The sequence below is a fragment of the Curtobacterium caseinilyticum genome, assembly GCF_030363035.1.
GTDB classification, from domain to species: Bacteria; Actinomycetota; Actinomycetes; order Actinomycetales; family Microbacteriaceae; genus Curtobacterium; species Curtobacterium caseinilyticum.
The window spans coordinates 30,814-53,566 of sequence record NZ_JAUCMN010000009.1; the positions used below are offsets into that span (position 1 = coordinate 30,814).

Sequence of the window (22,753 nt, forward strand, 5' to 3'; positions counted from 1 at the left end):
ACGTGCACAAGACTCGTTGTGCAAGACCTCTTGTGGATCCGGCCGGGAGGCTCGCCTCACCACGCGACGCACGCTACGGTTCCGACATGGCCAGGTGGGTCGCGCTGCTGCGCGGGGTGAACGTCAACGGGATCACGATCCGGAGCGCCGACCTCGCGACGCTGTTCCGGGACCTCGGGTACGCCGACGTCCGGACCGTCCTGGCCTCCGGCAACGTCGTGTTCACCGCGGACGGCGAGGCCGAGGCGATCACGGGGGCGGTCGAACAGGGCCTGCGGGACCGCTTCGGGTACGACGCCTGGATCGTCCTCGTGCCGCACGAGCGCCTCGCCGCCGTCGTCGAGCAGTTCCCGTTCCCCTCGGACCCCGACCGGCACGACTACGTGGTGTTCGGCTCGGCGGACGACGCACTCGACGACCTGCTCGCCGACCTGACGCTCGACGACGACGTCGAACGGGTCGCCCGCGGCGACGGGGTCGTGTACTGGTCGTGTCCGAAGGGGTCGAGCACCGACACCGTGTTCGCAAAGCGGGCCGCCGCCGCGCGCTTCAAGCGCACGACGACGACCCGCAACGCGAACACGCTCCGGAAGCTCCTGTGACGGAGCAGGACGGTCAGGACTGGGCCGGCTGCCCGTTGCTCGCAGTGGTCCCGCCGTCGACGGGGAGGACCGCGCCGGTGATGTAGCTCGCCGCGTCGCTGGCGAGGAAGAGGATCGCCGCAGCGACCTCCTCCGCGCGTCCGCCGCGACCGAGGGACACACGGTCGGCGAAGGCGTGCTGCAGTTCCTCGTCCTCGGCCTGCTGCTGGGTCATGTCGGTCCAGATGAGTCCCGGCGCGACCGCGTTCACCCGGACGCCGAAGTGCCCGTTGTCGAGCGCGGCCGCCTTCGTGAAGTTCGTGACCCCGCCCTTGGCTGCGTTGTACGGGCTCATGCGCCAGTCGGCGTCCTCGCCCGAGACGGACGAGGTGTTGACGATCGACCCCTTGGTCTCACGCAGGAACGGCAGCGCTGCCCGCGTGCCGTAGAAGACGCTCGACAGGTCCGTGTCGATCACGCGGCGCCACTCGTCGGGCTCGATGTCGGTGATGTCCCCGGAGGTGAACGTCCCGGCGTTGTTCACGAGCACGTCGAGACGGTCCCACCGGTCGACCGCGTCCGACACGATCGTCTCCCACGCCGCCGGGTCGGCCACGTCGGCCTGGAGCGCCACCGCACGACCGGTCGGCAGGCTGTCGGCGACGGCGCGGACCTTGTCCTCGACACTGTCGACGAGGAGCACGTCGGCGCCCTCGTCGACGAAGGCGCGCGCGGTGGCCTCGCCGATGCCGGAACCCGCTCCCGTGACGATCGCGACCTTGCCCTCGAAGCGCTTGTCCATGTGTGTCTCCTCTCGTTGCACGGCACGTGCCGCAGGAGACGCCGTCGGCCCGGGGGCACGGAGGACACGCTGCCCGGCCGCGGCTGGACGCGTGTGGAGGCGAACCAGGAGCGACCCGCACCGCCCGGCAGCGACCCGACCGGAGGCACGGTGCGGGACGGACCCGCGCCGTGCCTCCCGGCCGGTCGTTCTCCAGTCCGGCCGCCAAGCAACCAGGCCGTCAGGCCGTCAGGCCGTCAGGCCGTCAGGCCGTCAGGCCGTGGTGTCGTCGAGGTCGAGGTCCCGGTCGAGCGAGATCATCGGGATCGACGCGGTGATCACCGAGCCGTCAGCGCGCAGCGTGCCCTGGATGTCGCTCGTCGTCGGAGCGTGCCCGGTGATCCGCGGCCCGTGGTGCGGCAGCGGCACGACGGTCGACGCACCGGCGGTGACGTCCCACTGCTGGTTGTGCACCCACGCCGTGAAGCCCTCGCCGGTCTCGACCGTGAAGGTCATCGACTCCTCCTCGAGGTCGACCCGGACGCGCGAGCCGTGGACCGTCAGCCGGTAGGTGAGCCGCTCCCAGTCCTTCGGCAGTCGCGGGTTGAAGGTCATCCGGCCGCCGTGGTCGCGCATGCCGCCGAAGCCGTTCACGAGCGCGCCCCAGATGCCGCCGGTCGACGCGATGTGCACGCCGTCCGAGGTGTTGCCGTGCAGGTCCGCCAGGTCGACGTACAACGCGGTCAGGAAGTACTGCGCCGCCAGGTCGTGGTAGCCGACCTCGGCCGCCATGATCGACTGCACGACCGCGGACAGCGTCGAGTCACCGGTGGTGAGCGCGTCGTAGTAGTCGAAGTCCCGACGCTTCTCGGCCGCCGTGAACTCGTGACCCTGCAGGAACAGCGCGAGCACGACGTCCGCCTGCTTGAGCACCTGGAACCGGTAGATCACCAGCGGGTGGTAGTGCAGCAGCAGCGGGCGCTTCGAGTCGGGGGTGTTCTCGAGGTCCCAGAGCTCCTTGTCGAGGAACTGGGCGTCCTGCGGGTGGATGCCGCGGTGCGGGTCGAAGGGGATCTCCATCGACTCGGCCGCGTGCTCCCACTCGGTCACCTCGTCCTCGGCGAGCCCGGTGCGCCGGACCATGCGGCCGTACTCCTCCGGATCGTCGATCGCGAGCTGCCGCGTGGCGTTCACCGCGAACCACAGGTTCGCCCGCGCCATGACGTTCGTGTAGAGGTTGTCGTCGACGACCGTCGTGTACTCGTCGGGCCCGGTGACGCCGTCGATGTGGAACTTCCGGTCACCGTTCGACCGCCAGAACCCGAGGTCGGACCACAGTCGCGCGGTCTCGACCAGGATGTCGATCGCGCCGCGCTTGAGGAAGTCGGTGTCGCCCGAGGCACGGACGTACTGCATCAGCGCGTGGGCGATGTCCGCGTCGATGTGGTACTGCGCGGTGCCGGCGGCGTAGTAGGCGCTCGACTCCTCGCCGTTGATCGTCCGCCACGGGAACAGCGCCCCGCGCTGGTTCAGCTCACGCGCCCGCGAGCGGGCGGCGTCGAGCATGTTGTAGCGGAAGCGCAGCGCGTTCCGAGCGACGATCGGCGCCGTGTACGACAGGAACGGCAGGACGTAGATCTCCATGTCCCAGAAGTAGTGGCCGCCGTACCCGGACCCCGTGACGCCCTTCGCCGCGATGCCGTGCCCGTCGGTCCGGGCAGTGGCCTGCGCGAGCATGAACAGGTTCCACCGGACGGCCTGCTGGATCGCGGGCTGTCCGGGGATCTCGACGTCGCTCCGGGTCCAGTAGTCGTCCATCCACGCGCGCTGCTTCGCGAAGGTCTCCTCGACCGTCTCGGCGCGCGCACGGTCCAGCGTGCGCTCGCAGCGGTCGGCGAGCTCACGCGCCGGCACCCCGCGGGACGTGTGGTACACCATGTGCTTCACGAGCCGGATCGGCACACCCCGCCGAGCCTGCACCCGGTACACGTGCTTCGCGAGGTCGTCGTCGATCGACGAGGCCTCGTCCCAGTGGTTCTCGGTCTCCAGGTGGTGCTCGACGCCCACGCAGATCGTCATGCCCGAGCTCGACGCCTGGTAGCCGAGCAGGGAGCGGCCACCCGAGCTGCGCTTGAGCTTCGGCTCGAGCACGCGCTCGGTGAAGGCCTCGGCCTTGCGGGGGTCGAAGGCGTTCGCCGCGGCGCGCATGCCCGCGTGGTACTCGTCCTGCACGTCCTGCCGGTTGAGGATCTGGCTCGACAGCAGGATCGAGGCGTCCCCGTCGAGCACGGTGACCTCGTAGTCGATGACGGCGAGGTGCCGGTCGGTGAAGGACACCAGGCGGCGGGACCGGATGAGCACCCGCTTGCCGGAGGGCGTCGACCACTCGGTCTCGCGGTACAGGTAGCCGCCACGGAACTCGAGGCGCCGGGTGTGGCGGAGGATGTCCGCCTCGGCCAGCACGAGCGGTTCGTCGTCGACGTAGAGCCGGATCACCTTGGCGTCCGGCGCGTTGATGATCGTCTGCCCGGTCTTGGCGAAGCCGAAGGCGTCCTCGGCGTGCCGGATGGGCCAGGTCTCGTGGAACCCGTTGACGTACGTGCCGTACTGCACGCCGCCACGGCCCTCGTCGAGGTTGCCCCGAAGACCGAGGTAGCCGTTGCCGACGGCGAAGTTCGTCTCCGCCACGCCCTGTTCGTCCGGCGTGTACTCGGTCTCGACGAGTGCCCACTCGTCGACCGGGTAGCGCACGCGGTCGAGGGGGTCCGAGGTGATGGGGTTCATGCAGTCTGCTCCGTGGGAGGGAGTTCGAGGGGTGTTCGGGGAGGGTCGGTCAGCCGGGCAGCTGGTCCACGAGCTCGTCGAGGTCGCGCACGACGACGTCGGCACCGTGCTCGCGCAGGGCGTCCGCGCCGGCACCGCGGTCGACACCGACGACGAGGCCGAAGGCGCCGTTCCGCCCGGCCGCGACCCCGCTCGTGGCGTCCTCGACCACGACGCACTCCGCCGGGGCGAGTCCGAACCGCCCCGCGGCGTCGAGGTAGGTGTCGGGCGCCGGCTTGCCGGCCAGGCCGTCCTGGCGCGCGACGAGCCCGTCCACGACGACCGGGAAGCGGTCGAGGATGCCCGCCGTGCGGAGGACCTGGGTGGCGTTCGCCGAGCTCGACACGACCGCGACCTGCATGCCGGCCGCGATCGCCGCGGTGAGGAACCGGAGCGAGCCGGGGTAGGGCTGGACACCGTGCTCGGTCAGCTCGGCGGTGAACTCGGCGTTCTTCCGGTTGCCGAGCGCGCAGACGGTGTCATCGCCCGGGGCGTCGTCCGGCGTGCCCTGCGGCAGGTGGATGCCCCGTGCCTCGAGCAGGGAGCGGACACCGTCGTACCGGGGCCTGCCGTCGATGTGGTCGAAGTAGTCCTGCTCGGTGTACGGCGCGACTCCGTGCTCGGCCAGGAACGGCGTGAACAGCCGGCTCCACGCGCGCATGTGCACGTCGGCGGTCGGGGTGAGGACCCCGTCGAGGTCGAACAGGAGCGCTCGCGTGTCGGCCAGTCGTGCTGGGGTGTGCCGGTCCGGCGTCGTCATCGGTGTTCCTCTGCTCGCGGTGGTCGGTTCGGCTCCGACCGAGTCTAGGACCGCTCCAGCCCCCGCGTTCAGGCTCGACGGGACCTGTGGAGAACCGTTCACCGGGGCGTCGACCGCGCTCGGCGGACCTTCCGGGAGCGCCCGGACCGCTGCACGTCGACCCTGGACGCGACGAAAGGCACCGCATGAGCACCCCCACGACGGCCCAGGACGGCTCCGGCTCCAAGCTCAAGCAGGCGATCACCGGCCCGCTCCTGTTCCTGTTCATCCTCGGCGACGTGCTCGGCGCCGGGATCTACGCCCTGATGGGCACCCTGTCGAAGGACGTCGGCGGCGCGCTCTGGGCGCCACTGGTCCTCGCCCTGCTGCTGGCCCTGCTCACGGCGGGCTCGTACGCCGAACTCGTGACGAAGTACCCGAAGGCCGGCGGTGCCGCGGTCTTCGCCGAGCGCGCGTACAAGACGCCGATCGTGTCGTTCCTGGTCGGCTTCAGCATGCTGGCCGCCGGGGTCACGAGCGCCGCCGGGCTGTCCCTCGCCTTCGCCGGCGACTACCTCGGCACCTTCGTCGACCTGCCGCCGGTGCCGACCGCGATCGTGTTCCTCGCGCTGATCGCCTGCCTCAACGCCCGCGGCATCTCGGACTCGCTGAAGAGCAACGTCGTCATGACGATCATCGAGGTGTCCGGTCTCGTCATCGTGATCGTCGTCGTCGCGGTGATGCTCGGCGGTGGAGGCGGCGACGTCTCGCGCATCGGTGCGTTCCCGGCGGAGGCGAACCCGGCGCTCGCGACACTCAGCGCGGCGATCGTCGCGTACTACTCGTTCGTCGGGTTCGAGACCTCGGCCAACATCGCCGAAGAGGTCCGCGAACCCCGCCGCGTCTACCCCCGTGCGCTGTTCGGCGCCCTCGCCACCGCCGGCGTCGTCTACGTGCTCGTCGCGCTCGCCAGCTCGATCGCGCTGCCCGCGTCGGAGCTGGCCGACTCGAGCGGACCGCTCCTCGCCGTCGTGTCGGCCACCGGCGTCCCGATCCCCGACTGGGTGTTCAGCATCATCGCCCTGGTCGCCGTCGCGAACGGCGCCCTGCTCACCATGATCATGGCGAGCCGCGTGACGTACGGCATGGCCGAACAGCGGCTGCTGCCCGCCCTGCTCGCGAAGGTCCTGCCGAACCGGAAGACCCCGTGGGTCGCCATCGTCGCCACCACGGTCGTCGCGATGGCCCTGACGCTGGTCGGAGACGTCGGCACGCTGGCCGAGACCGTGGTGCTCCTGCTGCTCTTCGTGTTCATCAGCACGAACGTCGCCGTGCTGGTGCTGCGGAAGGACCACGTCGAGCACGACCACTTCCGCGTGTGGACGTGGGTGCCGGTGCTCGGGGTCGCGTCCTGCATCCTGCTGCTCACGCAGCAGAGCGGGCAGGTGTGGCTGTACGCGGCGCTGCTGCTGGCCGTCGGCGTGGTGCTCTACTTCATCGCCCGTGCGACGGGCCGCCGGACCGGTCGCGACCACGAGGCGGGCCGCATCCACTGAGCGGTCACGGGACCACGTGACGGACGGGAGGCGCGGTGCCAGCTGGCACCGCGCCTCCCGTCCGTCGGGTCGTCGCGTCAGCGCAGGGTGCGCACCCAGTCCTCGATCGTGGCGCTGATCTGCGCCCGTGCGTCCTCGCGCGGGATCGTCGCGGTGCGGTCCCCCGGCTGGTCGCCGTAGGCGCCGAAGGCGGCGTGGTTCGCGCCCTCGATCTCGACCATCCGCGCCGTGGAGGGGAGCTCATCGCGGGCGGTGGCAACCTTGTCGGGCGTCGAGAGCCCGTCCCGGGAGCCGGAGACGCTGAGCACCTGGACGTACGAGCGGGCGATGTCGTTCGCGCAGTAGCTGCCGAGCAGCAGCAGACCGTCCGCGTCCTGCGCGAGCTGGCACGCACGGACGCCACCGAGTGAGTGGCCGCCGACGGCCCAGGTGCGGACCTCGGGAGCGTGCGCCTCGAAGGTCGTGAGCGGACGGGTGTCGAAGAACGCGAGGTTCAGCGTCGGCTTCGTGATCACGACCGTGGTGCCCGCGGCCACGACCTGCCGGAAGGTCGCCATGTAGGCGTACGGGTCCACCTTCGCACCGGGGATGAACACGATCCCCACGCCGCCGGCCTCGCCCGTCGGGGTCATCACGACGCTGTCGCCGGCGTCTCGCACCGCCACGCGGTCGTCGCGCCAGACCTGCAGCGCGGCGCTGCGGGTGCCCTCCATGACGATGTTCGCGTAGACGAGGAACACCACGGCCAGCAGCACCACCACGGTGACGGTCCACGCGGTCCAGCGCAGGGCTCGGTTCACAGCTCGTCCTCCTCCGGACGTCGGGCAGTCACGGTGATCCAGCGCTCCTCGGCGCCGGAGCGGGTGGTGTCGCGGACCACGACGTCGGCCCAGCCGGCCACGCCGGCCGCGGCGGCGAGGGCGTCCTCGGTCCAGTAGGTGAACCAGCGGGGGTCGTCGAGCTTCCGGTCGCTCCACCCGTCGCCATCGCCGTGCTTCACGGTCGCGGCCAGCACCCCGCCGGGTCGGACGGCGTGACGGGCACGGGCGAGGACGGTGCCCATCACCGCTCGGTCCACGTGCAGCAGGACAGCGTTCGCGAACACGGCGTCGTAGGGGCCGCCCCAGTCGACCTGCCGGACGTCGAGCACGCGGGCGTCGTGGCCGGCGGCCCGCAGACGATCGACGAACGCCGTGGTGCCGTCGGTGCGGTCGACGCGGAGACCCGCTGCCTCGAGCGCGTCGGCGTCCCGCCCCGGACCCGAGCCCAGTTCGAGGACGTGCGCGCCGGCCGGCACGAGGGCGAGCAGGTCGTCGACGAGCCCGGCGCGGTGGTCGTCGGTGCGTTCGGCGTACCGGTCGACACCGCGTTCGTAGGCGAGGAGCGTGCGCTCGGCCGTGAGGTCACGGCGCATCACGGTCTCGTGCCGGCCGTCGGCGAGCCGGTCCCCGGGGATGTCCGTCGTCGTGAATCCGGCACGCTCGTAGGTCCGGCGGGCTCGGTGGTTGTCGGGCATCACCGAGAGCTCGAGCCGGTGTGCGCCGCCCGTCGCGACCGTCCTGGCCACCGCATCGACGAGTTGCGCGGCCAGGCCGTGTCCGCGGGCCTCGGGCGCCACCCACATCGAGACGAGCTCGGCACGGGCGGGGTCGTCGGCATCGGGCACGCCGGATGCCATGCCGACGACCCTGCCGCCGTCGACGGCGAGCAGGTCGACCGCTCCGGGCAGCGAGAGCCGGGCGCGCCAGCGGTGCTCCGGGGCGTCCCGCCAGTCGGCGAGCGTCGAGCCGAACGCCTCCGGCGCGTCGGCGAGCGCGGCGAGGCGGACCGGGCGCCACGTGGCCCAGTCGTCCGCGATCACCCGGCGCAGCTCGATGGTCACGGGACGACCGTACCGCCCGCCCGTGTCCGTGCTCCTCCCCTCGCCCGCGCCTCGCCCGTGCCTCGCCCGTGCCCTCGCCTCGCCGCGCCCTCGCCCTCGCCCTCGCCCTCGCCCTCGGTGGAGCAGAAGACGTCGAGTGCGACGGGCACACTCGACGTCTTCTGCTCCATCGACGGGCCCCGGGGGCGAGCGCGGGGGCCCGGGGGCGGGCGCGCGGCCGTGCGTGGCGCGGGGTGCGGGGCGGGGTCTGCGGGCGGCGATCAGGACGTCGGGGTGAGGTCGTACATCGTCACGCCGTCGACCGTCGTGGCCTCGTAGTGGTCGGCCACCCACTCCGCGATCTGCTCGGCCGCGTCACTGCCGCTGCTGCTGCTCGTCGCGCCCGAGCTGCCACCGACGAACCAGTGCACCCTGCCGGCGGCGACGAGCTCCTGGAACTCCGCGAGGGTCGGCGCGGGGTCGGTGCCGTTGTACCCGCCGATCGCCATCACCGGGTCGCCGGTCGCGAGCTGGTACGTCGCGGCGCTGTTCGAGCCGACGGTCGCCGCGGCCCAGGTGTAGTCGGCGGCGTCCTCGGAGAGGGCGGACACGACCTCGTCCGAGACCTCGGTGGAGCCGCCGAGCAGGTTCGTGCCCCCACCACCACCGGGTCGGGCTGCTCCGCCGTCGCCGGTCACGCTCCCGGCACCCTGGCCCTGGCCGGTCTGGCTCTGTTGCCCGCCCGGCGCCGTGCCCCCGGTCCCGCCGAAGCCCTGCCCGCCGCCGCCCTGGCCGCCGGGAGCGTTCTGGCCACCGGGAGCGTTCTGGCCGCCGGGGCCGCCCTGGCCGCCGGGGCCGCCCTGGCCGCCGGGGCCACCACCACGTCCAGCGCCGAACCCGGTCGACGAGACGCTCGGACCGGCCGACGGCAGCGCACCGGTGTGTCCGACCGTGGTGGTCTGCACCGAGAACGCCGTCGGCCCGAGCAGCGCCGCCACGAGCACCGCGACGACCGCGGCACCGGCGTGCACCCGACCCCGCGGGGGCAGCAGCACGAGCACGACTGCGACCACGGACGCGACGAGCACGACCCACCGGATCCACGGCTGCCACGACGACGCCTGTGCGAGCAGGACGAACGACCACGTCCCGGAGACCGCCACGACACCGGCAGTGACGATGCGCCACGCGAGCACCGTCCGTCGCTGCCACAGCAGTCCCGCGCCGATGCCGACGAGCCCGGCGACGTACGGTGCGAGCGCCACCGTGTAGTACGGGTGGAAGATCCCGCCCATGAAGCTGAAGACCAGGCCCGTCACGAGCAGCGAGCCGCCGAGCACGAGCACCGTCGCGAGCCGCGGGTCCGTGCGCCGCCGGAGTCCGACGGCCACGAGTGCGACGACGAGCAGCACGAGCGCGGTCGGGAGCAGCCAGGTGACCTGCGTGCCGAACTCGGAGCCGAACAGCCGGGTGAGGCCGGTCGAGCCCCACGACCCAGCCCCGGTCGTCCCGCCCGGCACCACGCTCCCCGTCTCGTCGCCCGTGACCCGGCCGAGGCCGTTGTAGCCGAAGGTGAGCTCGAGGAAGCTGTTCGTCTGCGACCCGCCGATGTACGGTCTCGCCGATGCCGGCACGAGCTCGACGATCGCGACCCACCACCCGGCGGACACCACCACGGCGAGCGCCGCGACGAGCAGGTGCCCGATCCGCCGGAGCACCGGGCGGGGCGACGCGACGAGGTACACGCCCACCAGGGGCGGCAGCACGAGGAACGCCTGCAGCTGCTTCGTCAGGAACCCGAGTCCGACGAGCACCCCCGCCCAGACGACCCACCGCACGCGCCCGGACTCGACGCCGCGCAGGGTCAGGGCGATCGCGCCGACGGTGAGCAGCACGAGGAGCGCATCCGGGTTGTCGTAGCGGAACATGAGCGTGGCGACCGGAGTGGTGGCGAGGACCGCCCCCGCCGTGAGGGCGGCGCCGGCCGAGAAGCGCCGCCGGACGATCCGGTACAGGACCGCCACCGACGCGACGCCCATCAGCGCCTGCGGCACGAGGATCGACCACGAGTTCAGCCCGAACAGCCGGACGGAGATGCCGATCACCCAGAGGAAGGCCGGCGGCTTGTCGACCGTGATCGCGTTCGCGGCGTCGGACGAGCCGTAGAAGAACGCCTCCCAGCTCTGGCTCCCCGCCTGCACGGCCGCGGAGTAGAACGCGTTCGCCCAACCGTTCACACCGAGGTTCACGACGTACAGCACACCGGTGACCAGCAGCAGCGCGAGGAAGGCCGGGCGCTCCCACCGTGCGGCGTCGGCGCGACCAAGGACCAGTCCCGCCAGGCGCGCTCGGAGGGCACTCGGTCGCGGGGTCGGTGGCGGCAGGAGGCGCGGGCGCTCGGCGGGGATCGTGTCGGTCATGCCCAGAGCGTGCGACCTCCACGTGCGCGGATCGTCGGCGCCGCCTTGGACCTGCCTAAGGGACGAACGGGACGGGCGCGACCAGCGGCCGGCTCCAGGCGACCTCGCGCCCGAGCTGCCCGGTCGTGCGGAACAACTCGACCTGCGTCGTCCCGGCGAGCACGGTCGCCAGCTCCGCGCGGTCGGCCGGCGCGAAGCCGAGGCCCTGCCAGAACGGCCCGGACCGCCGGCTGAACAGCCACGCTCGCTGTGCGCCGCCCGCCGTCGCATCGGCCATCGCGAACCGGGCGAGCGCCGCCCCGCGGCCCGAACCGCGCAGCGCCGGTCCGACGGCGACGCTGCGGAGGAGGGCGTGCCTCCCGTCCGGCCCGGTCTCGTACCCGGTGGTACCGACGACGGCGCCGGTCGCACCACGGACCGCCCAGAGCCGGACGCCGGGGTCGGCCAGGCCCGCGACCGTCAGGTCGCACGCCGACAGGAACGCGCGGACCTCGTCGACGTCGTCCGGGCCGACGCGGACCGGCGTCGGCTCAGCGAGCGGCACGGACCGGCACGTCGGTCGCGGACGACAGCGGCCAGCGCCGGTCGAGCCGCGACCCCAGCACGGTGTCGAGCAGGAACCGCCCGACCGGCTGCCGGACCGCCCAGTACGCGCCGACGAGCAGGAACACCAGCGCGGACCACACGTGCAGGACGAGGAGCAGGACGGTGACGATGCCGAACACGACGCCGACGGCGGTGGAGAACGACCAGAACCCGGCCACGAACCGGTCGCGTGCCGCCTGCTGCGTCGCCGCTGCAGCAACCGCAGCCTCGGTCCGCTCGTCGAGTCCGCGCACGCCCGGATCGAGTTCCGCGAGGTCGTCCTGGGCGAAGAGCTCCCGCACCGGCACCTCGAGCGCCCGGGCGATGGCGGACAGGGTCTCGAGGCTCGCGTCGTTGCCGCGCTCGAGTCGTTGGACGGTCCGGACGGCGATCCCGCTCGTCTCGGCCAGCCGTTCCTGGGTCCAGCCCCGCTCGCGTCGGAGGGTGGCGATCCGTGTCTCGTTCATGGTGCCGAGCCTAGGAACGCCGGGGGCGACAGCACCACGACACGGACACGACAGCCACCCGCCAGTGCCCCGCCACCCGGCCGACAGCGCCCTGCGGCGGGTCAGTCGTCGGTGTCGACGGTGTTCGTGACGACCTCGCCGCTGCCGGCGTCGATCCGGATGCTGTGCTTCGTGCCGGCGTCGTCGCGGACGTCACCCTCCCAGACGACCGTGCCGGCGTGGTCGTCGAGTCCGAGCTCGGTGACGGTGCCGGGCACCGTCTCGACGAGCGTCGATGCGGCCTGCGCGACGGACAGGTCGGCGGCGTCGACGAACCGCTGGTTCTCCGCGACGTCCTCGGCGTCCGTGGTGTCCTCCGTCGGACCGGCGGTGGTGCGCTCCCCGTCGGCGGCCACGTGGACCTCCTGCTCGTTGCCGTCCGCGGTCACGACGAGCACCTCCCACGAGGTACCGCCGGCCTCCTGCTCGATCGAGGTGACGGTACCCGAGCCGACGGCCTCCCGTGCGGTCTCCGCAGCGGCTCCGAGGGCGTCGTTCCCGGCGGCGTCGGAACCGCTGCCCGTGCGGCCGCTGCCCGTGCTGCCGCTCGCGCTGCCGTCGGTCGCCGTCACGGAGGGTGCCGAGGCAGCCGGGGCGGCCGTGTCGTCGCGGTCGTCGTCACCGGCGCAGCCGGCGAGCGCCAGCGCCCCGACGAGCGGGAGCGCGGAGAGGAGGGCGATGCGGCGGGCGGTGGTCTTCGTCGTGGTCTGCATGCGGCAAGCCTGCGGAACGGGCACTGAAGCAGGCCTGAAGCCACCTGGGGTGACGCCGGGGGCGTCCGGAACGCCCCTCGGGCAGCGCATCAGTCGTGCAGCAGCGGGAACCGGACCGTGAACCGGGCCCCGCCCGTCGGGGCCGTCGAGAGCGCGACGCTGCCGCCGTGCGCCCGGACGACGGCGTCGACGATCGCGAGCCCCAGCCCGGACCCACCGGCGTCGCGGGCGCGGCCCTCGTCGAGCCGCACGAAGCGGTCGAACACGCGCTGCCGGTCCCGCTCCGGGATCCCCGGCCCGTCGTCGTCGACGCTGAGGACCGCGTCACGGCCGACCCCGCCGAGCGTGACGGTCACGGTGCTCGCGGCGTGCCGGACGGCGTTGTCGACGAGGTTCCGCACCACCCGGGCGAGCAGCCGGTCGTCCCCGCCGACCCGTGCAGGAGCGACACCGGACACGTCCACCCGGACGGCCGCGGACCCGGCCGACCGCGACCGCGACCCCTCCGCGAACACCAGGTCGTCGAGGTCCACCGCCCGGTCACGGTCGCGCCCCCGCTCGTCGACACGGGTGAGCAGGAGGAGCGACTCGACCAGGTCCTGCAGCCGGGCTCCCTCGTCGAGGACGACCGCGGCGAGGTCGGCCGTACCGGTGACCTCGGGGTGCGCCCGGGCGACCTCGGCGTGCTGCCGGATCGTCGCGAGCGGGGACCGCAGCTCGTGCGACGCATCGGAGACGAACCGCTGCTGGGCCTGCTGCGACGCCTCGAGCCGCGCGAGCATCCGGTTCATCGTGGTGGCGAGGCGGTCGACCTCGTCCCCGGAGCCCGGTTCCGCGACGCGCGCGTGCAGGTTGGTGCCCTCGACGTCGTCGACCTCGCGGCGCATCCGGTCGACCGGACGGAGCGCCCGACCGACGACGAACCACGTCACGAGCGACATGAGCGCCACGACGACCGGGACGGCGACGACGAGCAGCACGGACACGGTCTGCACGGCGGCATCGGCGTCCTCGAGCGGCATCCCGACGACGAGCACACCCTCGGTGCCGTCCGGCATCTCGACGTCGTCGGCCACGAGGAACCACCGCTCGCCGTCGTGCCGGTACCGGGACTCCTCGGCAGCGGCGAGTGCCGTGTCGGGGCTGTCCTCCGCCCGCGCGAGCACCCGGCCGCTGCCGTCCTGCAGCTGGGCGAGCACGTCGTCGCCCTCGGCACGGACGGCGGCGGGGCCGTCCGCCTCCACCCGGCCGGCCAGCCGGTCGAGGGTCTGCTCGGCGGCGGTCCGCACACCTGCGGTGAGCGACCCCCGGAGCACCCCGACGAAGGCGACCGCCCCGACCACGAGCGCGACGAGGACCACGATCGCCGCGCCGGACGTCGCGCGCGCACGGATGCTGCGTGGTCGGCGTGCCCGTCGCGACCGGTCAGCCACCGTCGGCGTCCAGACGGTAGCCGGCGCCGCGGACGGTCTCGATCCCGATCCGGCCGAACGGCCGGTCGACCTTCCGGCGCAGGTGCCCGACGTACACCTCGACGATGTTCGGGTCACCCGCGAAGTCGTCGTCCCAGACGTTCGCGATGACGTCACGCTTCGACAGCACCCGGCCCGGGTGCCGCATCAGGTACTCGAGGACGGCGAACTCACGGCTCGTCAGGTCGAGCAGGTCCTCGCCCCGCCACACCCGTCGCTCCGCCGGGTCCAGACGCAGGTCGCCGGCCTGGAGGACCGTGGGGCGTTCCCGGGACCCCCTGCGCACCAGCGCGCGGAGCCGCGCGACGAGCACCGGGAACGAGAAGGGCTTCGTCACGTAGTCGTCGGCGCCGGCGTCGAGGGCGTCGACCTGGTCCCACTCGCCGTCCTTGGCCGTGAGCATGAGCACCGGGGTCCAGTCCTGCTCGGCCCGGAGCGTCTCGCAGACCTTCCACCCGCTCATGCCCGGCATCATCAGGTCGAGCACGATGGCGTCGTACGGGTGCTCACGGGCGTACCAGAGGCCGTCGACCCCGTCGTGCGCGACGTCGACGGCGAAGCCCTCGGCCTGCAGCCCGGCGCGGATGCCGTCAGCGAGCCGGACCTCGTCGTCGACCACCAGCACGCGCATCGTCCGAGCATGTCGTGGTGGCCTGAACCGGCGCTGAAGCGAGGGCTCAGTCCCCGCTCGGGTCGAAGCGGTAGCCCATGCCCGACTCGGTCACCAGGTACCGCGGGTGCGACGGCTCGGGTTCGAGCTTCCGCCGCAGCTGCGCCATGTACAGCCGCAGGTACCCGGAGTCGCTGCCGTGCGTCGGACCCCACACCTCGGTCAGGAGCATCTCGCGGGTCATCAGCCGCCCGGGGTTCGTCACGAGCACCTCGAGCAGCCGCCACTCGGTCGGGGTCAGCCGGATCGCGGGGCCGGTCGGCGGCGTGACCTGCTTCGCGACGAGGTCCACCACGAGGTCCCCGACCGTCACGGTGGGCGTCGCACCGGCCGTCGCGGCCGCGGTCACCTGCCGCCGGCCGAGCGCCCGGAGCCGGGCGAGCAGCTCGTCCATCTGGAACGGCTTCGTCACGTAGTCGTCCGCGCCGGCGTCGAGCGCGTCGACCTTGTCGGACGAGTCGGTCCGGCCGGAGAGCACCAGCACGGGCACCTGCGACCAGGCACGGATGCCCTCGAGGACGCCGATGCCGTCGAGCCGGGGCATGCCGAGGTCGAGCATCACGATGTCCGGTCGCTCGGTGATCACGGCGTCGATCGCGGCCCGGCCGTCCCGAGCGGTCGCGACGTCGTAGCCGCGGGCGGCGAGCGTGACGGACAACGCTCGGACGAGCTGCGCGTCGTCGTCCGCGATGAGGACCTTCGTGCTCACTTGACATCCACTCCCAGGTGTCCGGCGATCGGCAGCCGCACGACGACGGTCAGGCCGCCGCCGGGGGTGTCGTCGACCTCGATGGTGCCGCCCATGCCCTCGGTGAAGCCGCGCGCCAGCGCGAGGCCGAGCCCGAGGCCGGTCTCGTTGTCGGTGTCGCCGAGCCGCTGGAACGGCTGGAACACGTCGTCGCGTCGGTCCTCCGGGATGCCCGGTCCGTGGTCGGCGACGCGGAGCTCGACGCCGCCGCCGAACGCGCTCGCCGCGATGCGGACCCGGGTGCCCTCGGGGGCGTAGCGGCTGGCGTTCGCGAGCAGGTTCACGACGACGCGCTGTAGCAGCACCGGGTCGGCGAGGACGGGCGGCAGTTCCGCGGGCAGGTCGAGGTCGACGTCATCCGGTCCGAGCTCGAGTTCGTCGAGCGCGGGGGCGACGACCGTCTCGAGGGCTGTGGGCAGCGGGGTGACGGCGAGCACCCCCGCCTGCACGCGGCTCACGTCGAGCAGGTCGGCCAGCAGCACCGCCAGCTGACCGAGGCTCTCGTCGGCGGTGGCGAGCAGCGCCTCCCGGTCGGGAGCCGAGAGCTGGATGTCGGACGCACGCAGGGTCTGCACGGCGGCGGAGGCCGCCGCGATCGGCCGGCGGACGTCGTGGCCGACGGCCGCGAGGATGGCGCTGCGGACCCGGTCCGCTGCGGCGATGCGCTCCGCGTCGACCGCGGTGCGGGTGAGCCGGCGGTGCTCCACCGCCGCGTCGAGCTGCTGCTCGACGACACGCAGCAGCCGGCGCTGGGTCGGGTCGTCGGGTGCACCCGCGAACTCGAGGACGGCTCCGGACGGGAGGCTCGTGGTCGCGTCCGGTGCGTCGGCGAACGTCCCCGACGTGGCCGGCACCTCGTCGCCCTGCCGGATCCGGACGCCGGTGAAGCCGAACGCCTCGCGGGTCCGGTCGAGCAGCGCCTGCAGGGCGTCGTCGCCGCGGAGCACGCTGCCGGCGATCCCGACCAGGAGCCCCGACTCGGCGGCCGCCCGACGCGCGGCACGACTGCGGCGAGCGGACCGGTCGACCACGAAGCTGACCAGCACGGCGCTGATCACGTACATCACGAGGGCCACCAGGTGCCACGGCTGCTGGACGGTGACCATGTAGAGGGGTTGCACGAAGAAGTAGTCGAGGCTCAGCCCGGACAGCACCGCGGTGAAGACCGCCGGCCACATCCCGCCGGTGAGCGCGACGACGAGCACGAGCAGCTGGTACGACAGCACGTCGACGGTGATCGAGTCCGGGTCGCTCCCGAGCGAGAGCAGCCAGGTGAGGAGCGGGCCGAGCAGGAGCGACACCGCGAACGCTGCGACGATCCGCCCGCGGGACAGGCTGCCGCCGAGCTTCGGCAGGGCGAACCCGCCGCCGGCGCGCTCGTGGGTGACGACGTGCACGTCGATGTCGCCCGACTCGCGGACGACGGTGTTGCCGATGCCCGGACCGGTCAGCGCCGCCGACAGGCGGCTGCGGCGGCTCACGCCGATCACGATCTGGGTCGCGTCGACCGACTTCGCGAACCGCACGAGCGTGGAGGGCACGTCGTCGCCGACCACCTGGTGGTAGGTCCCGCCGAGCTGCTCGAGCAGGGAGCGCTGCTTGCCGAGCGCGCCGGGGTGCCGTTCGCGCAGCCCGTCGTTCGTCGTGACGTGCACGGCGGCGAGTTCCCCGCCGGCGCTGCGGGCGGCGATCCGGGCGCCGCGGCGGAGCAGGGTCTCGCCCTCGGGGCCGCCGGTCAGGGCGACGAGGACGCGCTCGCGGGTCTCCCACCGGTGGTCGATGCCGTGCTCGGCGCGGTAGGCCTTGAGCGCGTCGTCGACCTCGTCGGCGAGCCAGAGCAGGGCGATCTCCCGCAGGGCGGTGAGGTTGCCGAGGCGGAAGTAGTTCGACAGCGCGGCGTCGATGCGGGTGGCGGGGTAGACGAGCCCGTCCGAGAGCCGCTCGCGCAGGGACGCGGGCGCCAGGTCGACGACCTCGATCTGGTCGGCCGCGCGCACCACGGCGTCCGGCACGGTCTCGCGCTGCACGGTCCCGGTGATCTCGCGCACGACGTCGCCGAGGGACTGCATGTGCTGGATGTTCACCGTCGAGATCACGCTGATGCCCGCGGCGAGGAGCACCTCGACGTCCTGCCACCGCTTCTCGTTCGGGCTGCCGGGGGCGTTCGTGTGCGCGAGCTCGTCGACGAGGGCGACGTCCGGGGCCCTGGCCACCACGGCGTCCAGGTCCATGTCGTCGAGGGCGACGCCGCGGTGCTCGACGATCCGGCGGGGGACGACCTCGAGCCCGTCGACGAGCGCAGCCGTGGCGGCCCGCTCGTGGGTCTCGACGACGGCGACCACGACGTCGCGGCCCTCGGCTCGGAGCCGGTGTCCCTCCTCGAGCATCGTGTAGGTCTTGCCGACACCGGGGGCGGCGCCGAGCAGCACCCGGAGTTTCCCGCGCTTCACGTGCTCATCCTCTCGCTTGTCGCTGCCGGTCTGGTGTGGTGCGCGTCGCGATGCGGCCGGGTGGCTGTCCGCGGACCAGGTTCCGGACACCACACCACGCCGTTGCGCGGTGCAGTGTCCGGAACCTGGTTCCGCCGGGCGCGGTCAGGACGCCTCCGCCAGTGCCAGGTTCAGCTCGAGGACGTTCACGACCGGCTCGCCGAGGAACCCCAGCTGCCGGGACTCGGTGTGCTGCTCGACCAGGTCGCGGACCCGCCGCTCCGACAGCCCCCGGGCGTCGGCCACCCGGGACACCTGCTGCAGCGCGTACTCCGGGCTGATGTCCGGGTCGAGGCCGGAGCCCGAGGCCGTGACCGCGTCGGCGGGCACCTCGGCCGCGCTGACGCCGTCGGCCTTCGCCACGGCAGCACGGCGCTCCTCGATGCTCTTCCGGAGGTCGGGGTTGTTCGGCCCGAGGTTCGAGCCGGACGAGGCGTTCGCGTCGTAGCCGTCCTCGCCGGCCGCGCTCGGGCGGGACTGGAACCAGCGGTCGGCACCCTTCCCGGCGAAGGACTGGCCGATCAGCGACGAGCCCACGACCTTCCCCGACGAATCGGTGACCATCGAGCCGTTCGCCTGGTCGTGGAAGGCCGCCTGCCCGACGCCCCACACCGCGAGCGGGTAGGCGACGCCGAGGACGACGGTGGACAGCAGGGTGAGGCGGACGGCCACACCGGTGGAGCGGAGGAAGGAGCGAGAGGAGGAAGCCATGGTCTAGAACCCCGGGATGAGACCGACCACGAGGTCGATCAGCTTGATGCCGATGAAGGGGACGATGACGCCGCCCAGCCCGTAGACGAGCAGGTTGCGTCCGAGGACGGACGACGCCGAGGCCGCCCGGTAGCGCACGCCCCGCAGCGAGAGCGGGATGAGCGCGACGATGACGAGGGCGTTGAACACGACGGCCGACAGGATCGCCGACGACGGGCTGTGCAGCCCCATGACGTTCAGCGCCGCGAGGCCGGGGAACGCCGCCTGGAACATCGCCGGGATGATCGCGAAGTACTTCGCGACGTCGTTGGCGATCGAGAACGTGGTGAGCGCGCCGCGGGTGATGAGCAGCTGCTTGCCGATCCGGACGACGTCGATGAGCTTCGTCGGGTCCGAGTCGAGGTCGACCATGTTGCCGGCCTCCTTCGCGGCGGTCGTGCCGGTGTTCATCGCCACGCCGACGTCCGCCTGCGCCAGGGCCGGGGCGTCGTTCGTGCCGTCACCGGTCATCGCGACGAGGTTGCCGCCCTCCTGCTCCTTGCGGATGTAGGCGAGCTTGTCCTCGGGCGTGGCCTCGGCCAGGAAGTCGTCGACACCGGCCTCGGCGGCGATCGCGGCCGCGGTGCGCGGGTTGTCGCCGGTGATCATCACCGTGCGGATGCCCATGGACCGCATCTCGGCGAAGCGCTCCGCCATGCCGTCCTTGACGACGTCCTTCAGGTGGACGACACCGAGCAGGGCGACGGAGCCGGAGGCCGACCGTCGTCCGACGACGAGCGGCGTCCCGCCCTGGTCGGAGACCTCGGCGACGGTGGCGTCGATCGACGCGACCACGGCGGCGTCGGACGCCCCGCCCGCCGCGGCCCAGTCGAGCACGGCCGCCGCGGCGCCCTTGCGGATCTGCGAGCCGTCCGCCAGGTCGAGCCCGGACATCCGGGTCTGCGCGGTGAACGGCACCTCGACGGCACCGGCGGGGAGTCCGGGGGCCGCACCCTCGGTCGCCGCGAGCGCGACGATCGAGCGGCCCTCGGGTGTGCTGTCCGCGGCGCTGGAGAGCGCGGCGGCCTCGAGCAGCGAGCGCTCGGGCACCCCGGGCACGGGCACCACGCGGGACGCCTGGCGGTTGCCGTACGTGATCGTGCCGGTCTTGTCGAGCAGCAGCGTGGTGATGTCACCCGCGGCCTCGACCGCGCGTCCGGACATGGCGAGCACGTTGTGCTGCACGAGCCGGTCCATGCCGGCGATGCCGATCGCGGAGAGCAGGGCGCCGATGGTGGTCGGGATGAGGCAGACGAGCAGGGCGATGAGCACCGGCACGCTGACCGTCGCGCCGACGAGCCCCGCGATGGGCTGCATCGTCAGGCAGACGATCACGAACACGATCGACAGCGACGCGAGCAGGATGTTCAGCGCGATCTCGTTCGGCGTCTTCTGGCGGGCCGCGCCCTCGACGAGCCGGATCATCCGGTCGATGAAGGTCTCGCCGGGCGTCGAGGTGATCCGCACGACGATCCGGTCGGACAGCACGCGGGTGCCGCCCGTGACGGCGCTCCGGTCCCCGCCGGACTCGCGGATGACGGGCGCGGACTCACCGGTGACCGCCGACTCGTCGACGCTCGCGATGCCCTCGACCACGTCGCCGTCGCCGGGGATCACCTCGCCCGCGACGACGACCACGACGTCACCCTTGGCCAGGTCGACCGAGGCGACGTCCTCGGTCTCGTTGCCCGTCGCGGCCGCGTCGGACGCGTCCCAGCGCAGCACCCGGCGGGCCGTGGTGGTGGAGCGGGTCTTGCGCAGCGTGTCGGCCTGCGCCTTGCCCCGGCCCTCGGCGACGGCCTCGGCCAGGTTGGCGAAGACGACGGTGAGCCACAGCCACACCGCGATCGCGGCGGTGAAGACGGACGGCTCGACGAAGGCGGTGACCGTCGTGAGCGCGGCGCCGACCTCGACGATGAACATGACGGGGTTCCGCCACATCAGGCGCGGGTCGAGCTTGCGCAGGGCGCCCGGCAGGCCCGCCGCGAGTTGACGGGGTCCGAAGGCGGACGAGCGGGTGACCGGCCGGGAGGCGCTGCTCGCCTCCGTAGCGTCGGCTGGGGTCGCGCTGGTCACGGTTGACGAGGGGGTCGGGGTGGACACGGGTTCGGTTCCCATCAGGAGAGTGCCTCCGCGAGCGGGCCCAGGGCGAGCACGGGGAAGTAGGTGAGTGCGGTGACGATCACGGCGACGGCACCGAGCAGGCCGATGAACAGCGGCCGGTGCGTCGGCAGGGTGCCGACGGTCGCGGGCACCTTGTCCTGCGCGGCGAGGGACCCGGCGAGCGCCAGGACGAGCGCGATCGGGATGAACCGACCGAGCAGCATCACGACGCCGAGCGCCGAGTTCATCCAGGTGGTGTTCGCGGTCAGACCCCCGAACGCCGACCCGTTGTTGTTCGCGCCGGAGGTGAAGGCGTAGAGCAGCTCGGACAGGCCGTGGTTGCCCGGGTTGAAGATGCTCGTGCCGAGGACCTGCTCACGGACGCCCGGGATCACCAGGGACAGTCCGGTCCCGAGCAGCACGAGGGTCGGCGTGACCAGGATGTACAGCGCGGCGAAGGTCATCTCGCGAGCGCGGATCTTCTTGCCGAGGTACTCCGGGGTGCGCCCGACGAGCAGACCGCCGATGAACACCGTGATGACGGCGAGCACGAGCATGCCGTACAGGCCGGAGCCGACGCCGCCGGGGGTGACCTCGCCGAGCATCATGTTGACGAGCGCCATCATCCCGCCGATCGGGGTGTAGCTGTCGTGCATCGCGTTGACCGCACCGGTGGACGTCGAGGTGGTCGCGGTCGAGAAGAGCGTCGAACCGAGGATGCCGAAGCGGCTCTCCTTGCCCTCCATCGCGGCCCCGGCAGCGTGTGTGGCGACACCACCGCCGCCGAGCTCGGCGATCGACATGACCGACAGCGACACGAGGAAGATCGCGCCCATCACGGCGAGGATCGCGTACCCCTGGCGGTCGTCGCCGACGAGCCGGCCGAAGGTGCGGGGCAGCGAGAACGGGATGACGAGCATGAGGAAGACCTCGACGAGGTTCGTCCACGCCTGCGGGTTCTCGAACGGGTGCGCGGAGTTCGCGTTGAAGTAGCCGCCACCGTTCGTGCCCAGTTCCTTGATCGCCTCCTGCGACGCGACGAAGCCGTCCGGCACGTGCTGGGTCCCGCCGGCCAGGGTGGCGACGTCGATCCCGGTGCCCCAGGACTGCACGACGCCGCCCGCGACCAGGACGATCGCGAAGACGAAGGCCCCCGGCAGGAGCAGTCGACCGGTGCCGCGCACCACGTCGACCCAGACGTTGCCGAGCGTGCCGGACTTCCGACGAGCGAACCCGCGCACCAGCGCGACGGCGACGGACAGACCGACCGCGGCGGACAGGAAGTTCTGCACCGCCAGGCCCGCCATCTGCACGGAGTACCCGACCGTGGCCTCGGGCGAGTACGACTGCCAGTTCGTGTTCGCGACGAACGACGCCGCCGTGTTGAACGCGAGGGCCGGGCCGACGTTCGGCAGCCCGAGGTCACCCGGCAGCACGACCTGGATGCGCTGGAGCAGGTAGACGAGCAGGAGCCCGACGGCGCTGAAGAGCAGCACGCCGCGCAGGTACGCGGGCCAGGACTGCTCGGCGTCCGGGTCGACCCCGATCACCCGGTAGACGCCGCGCTCGACGCGGGTGTGCTTCGTCGGGGTGTACACGCGCGCCATCCAGTCGCCGACCGGGCGGTACGCGACGACCAGGAGCAGGACGAGCGTGGCGACCTGGGCGATGCCGGCCCAGACGTCCGCGCTCATCAGAACCGCTCCGGGTGCACGAGCGCCCACACGAGGTAGACGACCGAGGCGATGCCGAGGACGGCGGCGGCGATGGTCACGACGATCACAGCCGCTCCACCCCCTTGGCGATGAGTGCCACCACGCCGAACACGGCGAGGACACCGGCGACGACGAAGACGTCGAACACGAGGGACTCCAGAGGTTCTTCCTTGCCCGCGCCGGGTGACGCGGACCGCACCACGTGTGGTGCGGAACCGATGCTGGTTCCGGTGACGTGCCT

Annotated in this window: 20 protein-coding genes; 2 read left to right on the plus strand and 18 right to left on the minus strand. The window is 72.6% G+C overall.

Annotated features, from left to right (window positions below; all coding sequences use genetic code 11):
* The first annotated feature begins 86 nt into the window (after positions 1-86).
* The gene (locus QUG93_RS12830) at positions 87-602 is read left to right on the plus strand and encodes a DUF1697 domain-containing protein (protein ID WP_289474470.1); all 516 of its coding nucleotides are present in this window, start codon (positions 87-89) and stop codon (positions 600-602) included.
* 13 nt (positions 603-615) lie between these two features.
* Here the strand turns inward: QUG93_RS12830 and budC are convergent, their stop codons facing one another.
* The 3 genes from budC to QUG93_RS12845 all read right to left on the minus strand — a co-directional run bounded on the left by budC (position 616) and on the right by QUG93_RS12845 (position 4,945).
* Positions 616-1,383 (minus strand): meso-2,3-butanediol dehydrogenase, encoded by a 768-nt coding sequence (budC, locus tag QUG93_RS12835; protein ID WP_289474471.1) that lies wholly within the window; start codon positions 1,381-1,383, stop codon positions 616-618.
* A gap of 252 nt (positions 1,384-1,635) precedes the next feature.
* Entirely contained in the window at positions 1,636-4,146 is a 2,511-nt protein-coding gene (locus tag QUG93_RS12840) for a glycoside hydrolase family 65 protein (protein WP_289474472.1), read from the minus strand.
* Between the two features lie 49 nt (positions 4,147-4,195).
* Positions 4,196-4,945 (minus strand): HAD family hydrolase, encoded by a 750-nt coding sequence (locus QUG93_RS12845; protein ID WP_289474473.1) that lies wholly within the window; start codon positions 4,943-4,945, stop codon positions 4,196-4,198.
* Between the two features lie 185 nt (positions 4,946-5,130).
* Between QUG93_RS12845 and QUG93_RS12850 the strand changes: the two genes are divergently transcribed.
* A complete protein-coding gene (locus QUG93_RS12850; protein WP_289474474.1) occupies positions 5,131-6,480 on the plus strand; it encodes an APC family permease in 1,350 nt (449 codons plus the stop codon).
* Between the two features lie 77 nt (positions 6,481-6,557).
* On the opposite strand, the gene QUG93_RS12855 is transcribed toward QUG93_RS12850, so the two are convergent.
* The 15 genes from QUG93_RS12855 to QUG93_RS12925 form a co-directional block, all read right to left on the minus strand.
* A complete protein-coding gene (locus tag QUG93_RS12855) occupies positions 6,558-7,280 on the minus strand; it encodes an alpha/beta hydrolase (protein WP_289474475.1) in 723 nt (240 codons plus the stop codon).
* A complete protein-coding gene (locus QUG93_RS12860) occupies positions 7,277-8,362 on the minus strand; it encodes a bifunctional GNAT family N-acetyltransferase/class I SAM-dependent methyltransferase (RefSeq protein ID WP_289474476.1) in 1,086 nt (361 codons plus the stop codon). The genes QUG93_RS12855 and QUG93_RS12860 overlap by 4 nt, the downstream gene beginning before the upstream one ends.
* A 260-nt stretch (positions 8,363-8,622) precedes the next feature.
* A complete protein-coding gene (locus QUG93_RS12865) occupies positions 8,623-10,761 on the minus strand; it encodes an ArnT family glycosyltransferase (protein WP_289474477.1) in 2,139 nt (712 codons plus the stop codon).
* A 55-nt stretch (positions 10,762-10,816) separates the two neighbouring features.
* The gene (locus QUG93_RS12870; RefSeq protein ID WP_289474478.1) at positions 10,817-11,305 is read right to left on the minus strand and encodes a GNAT family N-acetyltransferase; all 489 of its coding nucleotides are present in this window, start codon (positions 11,303-11,305) and stop codon (positions 10,817-10,819) included.
* Entirely contained in the window at positions 11,292-11,813 is a 522-nt protein-coding gene (locus QUG93_RS12875; RefSeq protein ID WP_289474479.1) for a helix-turn-helix domain-containing protein, read from the minus strand. Before QUG93_RS12875 ends, QUG93_RS12870 begins: the two co-directional genes overlap by 14 nt.
* Before the next feature lie 101 nt (positions 11,814-11,914).
* Positions 11,915-12,565, minus strand: a complete 651-nt coding sequence (locus QUG93_RS12880; protein WP_271826568.1) for a PepSY domain-containing protein — start codon at positions 12,563-12,565, stop codon at positions 11,915-11,917.
* Positions 12,566-12,654: 89 nt separating this feature from the next.
* Entirely contained in the window at positions 12,655-13,998 is a 1,344-nt protein-coding gene (locus tag QUG93_RS12885) for a sensor histidine kinase (RefSeq protein ID WP_289474480.1), read from the minus strand.
* Entirely contained in the window at positions 13,991-14,668 is a 678-nt protein-coding gene (locus QUG93_RS12890; protein ID WP_289474481.1) for a response regulator transcription factor, read from the minus strand. The genes QUG93_RS12885 and QUG93_RS12890 overlap by 8 nt, the downstream gene beginning before the upstream one ends.
* Positions 14,669-14,714: 46 nt before the next feature.
* Entirely contained in the window at positions 14,715-15,416 is a 702-nt protein-coding gene (locus QUG93_RS12895; RefSeq protein WP_289474482.1) for a response regulator, read from the minus strand.
* The gene (locus tag QUG93_RS12900) at positions 15,413-17,905 is read right to left on the minus strand and encodes an ATP-binding protein (RefSeq protein ID WP_289474483.1); all 2,493 of its coding nucleotides are present in this window, start codon (positions 17,903-17,905) and stop codon (positions 15,413-15,415) included. The genes QUG93_RS12895 and QUG93_RS12900 overlap by 4 nt, the downstream gene beginning before the upstream one ends.
* Before the next feature lie 144 nt (positions 17,906-18,049).
* Positions 18,050-18,655: a potassium-transporting ATPase subunit KdpC gene (gene kdpC / locus QUG93_RS12905; RefSeq protein ID WP_289474484.1), complete on the minus strand. Its 606-nt coding sequence runs from the start codon at positions 18,653-18,655 to the stop codon at positions 18,050-18,052.
* A 3-nt stretch (positions 18,656-18,658) separates the two neighbouring features.
* Complete coding sequence (gene kdpB / locus QUG93_RS12910; protein ID WP_289474486.1) at positions 18,659-20,812, minus strand: potassium-transporting ATPase subunit KdpB; 2,154 nt, start codon at positions 20,810-20,812, stop codon at positions 18,659-18,661.
* Positions 20,812-22,491, minus strand: a complete 1,680-nt coding sequence (gene kdpA, locus QUG93_RS12915) for a potassium-transporting ATPase subunit KdpA (RefSeq protein ID WP_289474488.1) — start codon at positions 22,489-22,491, stop codon at positions 20,812-20,814. Before kdpA ends, kdpB begins: the two co-directional genes overlap by 1 nt.
* Positions 22,491-22,580, minus strand: a complete 90-nt coding sequence (locus QUG93_RS12920; RefSeq protein ID WP_058729515.1) for a potassium-transporting ATPase subunit F — start codon at positions 22,578-22,580, stop codon at positions 22,491-22,493. The genes kdpA and QUG93_RS12920 overlap by 1 nt, the downstream gene beginning before the upstream one ends.
* Positions 22,577-22,714 carry a hypothetical protein gene (locus QUG93_RS12925; RefSeq protein ID WP_289474489.1) on the minus strand — a complete coding sequence of 46 codons (138 nt, stop codon included), beginning with the start codon at positions 22,712-22,714 and terminating at the stop codon, positions 22,577-22,579. Before QUG93_RS12925 ends, QUG93_RS12920 begins: the two co-directional genes overlap by 4 nt.
* Positions 22,715-22,753: the final 39 nt, after the last annotated feature.

What these genes read in the sequence shown, in the direction of transcription:
- QUG93_RS12830 (WP_289474470.1), top strand. Translation starts at nt 87, where the DNA reads ATGGCCAGGTGGGTCGCGCTGCTGCGCGGGGTGAACGTCAACGGGATC.
- budC (WP_289474471.1), bottom strand. Translation starts at nt 1,383, where the DNA reads ATGGACAAGCGCTTCGAGGGCAAGGTCGCGATCGTCACGGGAGCGGGT.
- QUG93_RS12840 (WP_289474472.1), bottom strand. Translation starts at nt 4,146, where the DNA reads ATGAACCCCATCACCTCGGACCCCCTCGACCGCGTGCGCTACCCGGTC.
- QUG93_RS12845 (WP_289474473.1), bottom strand. Translation starts at nt 4,945, where the DNA reads ATGACGACGCCGGACCGGCACACCCCAGCACGACTGGCCGACACGCGA.
- QUG93_RS12850 (WP_289474474.1), top strand. Translation starts at nt 5,131, where the DNA reads ATGAGCACCCCCACGACGGCCCAGGACGGCTCCGGCTCCAAGCTCAAG.
- QUG93_RS12865 (WP_289474477.1), bottom strand. Translation starts at nt 10,761, where the DNA reads ATGACCGACACGATCCCCGCCGAGCGCCCGCGCCTCCTGCCGCCACCG.
- QUG93_RS12875 (WP_289474479.1), bottom strand. Translation starts at nt 11,813, where the DNA reads ATGAACGAGACACGGATCGCCACCCTCCGACGCGAGCGGGGCTGGACC.
- QUG93_RS12880 (WP_271826568.1), bottom strand. Translation starts at nt 12,565, where the DNA reads ATGCAGACCACGACGAAGACCACCGCCCGCCGCATCGCCCTCCTCTCC.
- QUG93_RS12890 (WP_289474481.1), bottom strand. Translation starts at nt 14,668, where the DNA reads ATGCGCGTGCTGGTGGTCGACGACGAGGTCCGGCTCGCTGACGGCATC.
- kdpC (WP_289474484.1), bottom strand. Translation starts at nt 18,655, where the DNA reads ATGGCTTCCTCCTCTCGCTCCTTCCTCCGCTCCACCGGTGTGGCCGTC.
- kdpB (WP_289474486.1), bottom strand. Translation starts at nt 20,812, where the DNA reads ATGGGAACCGAACCCGTGTCCACCCCGACCCCCTCGTCAACCGTGACC.
- kdpA (WP_289474488.1), bottom strand. Translation starts at nt 22,491, where the DNA reads ATGAGCGCGGACGTCTGGGCCGGCATCGCCCAGGTCGCCACGCTCGTC.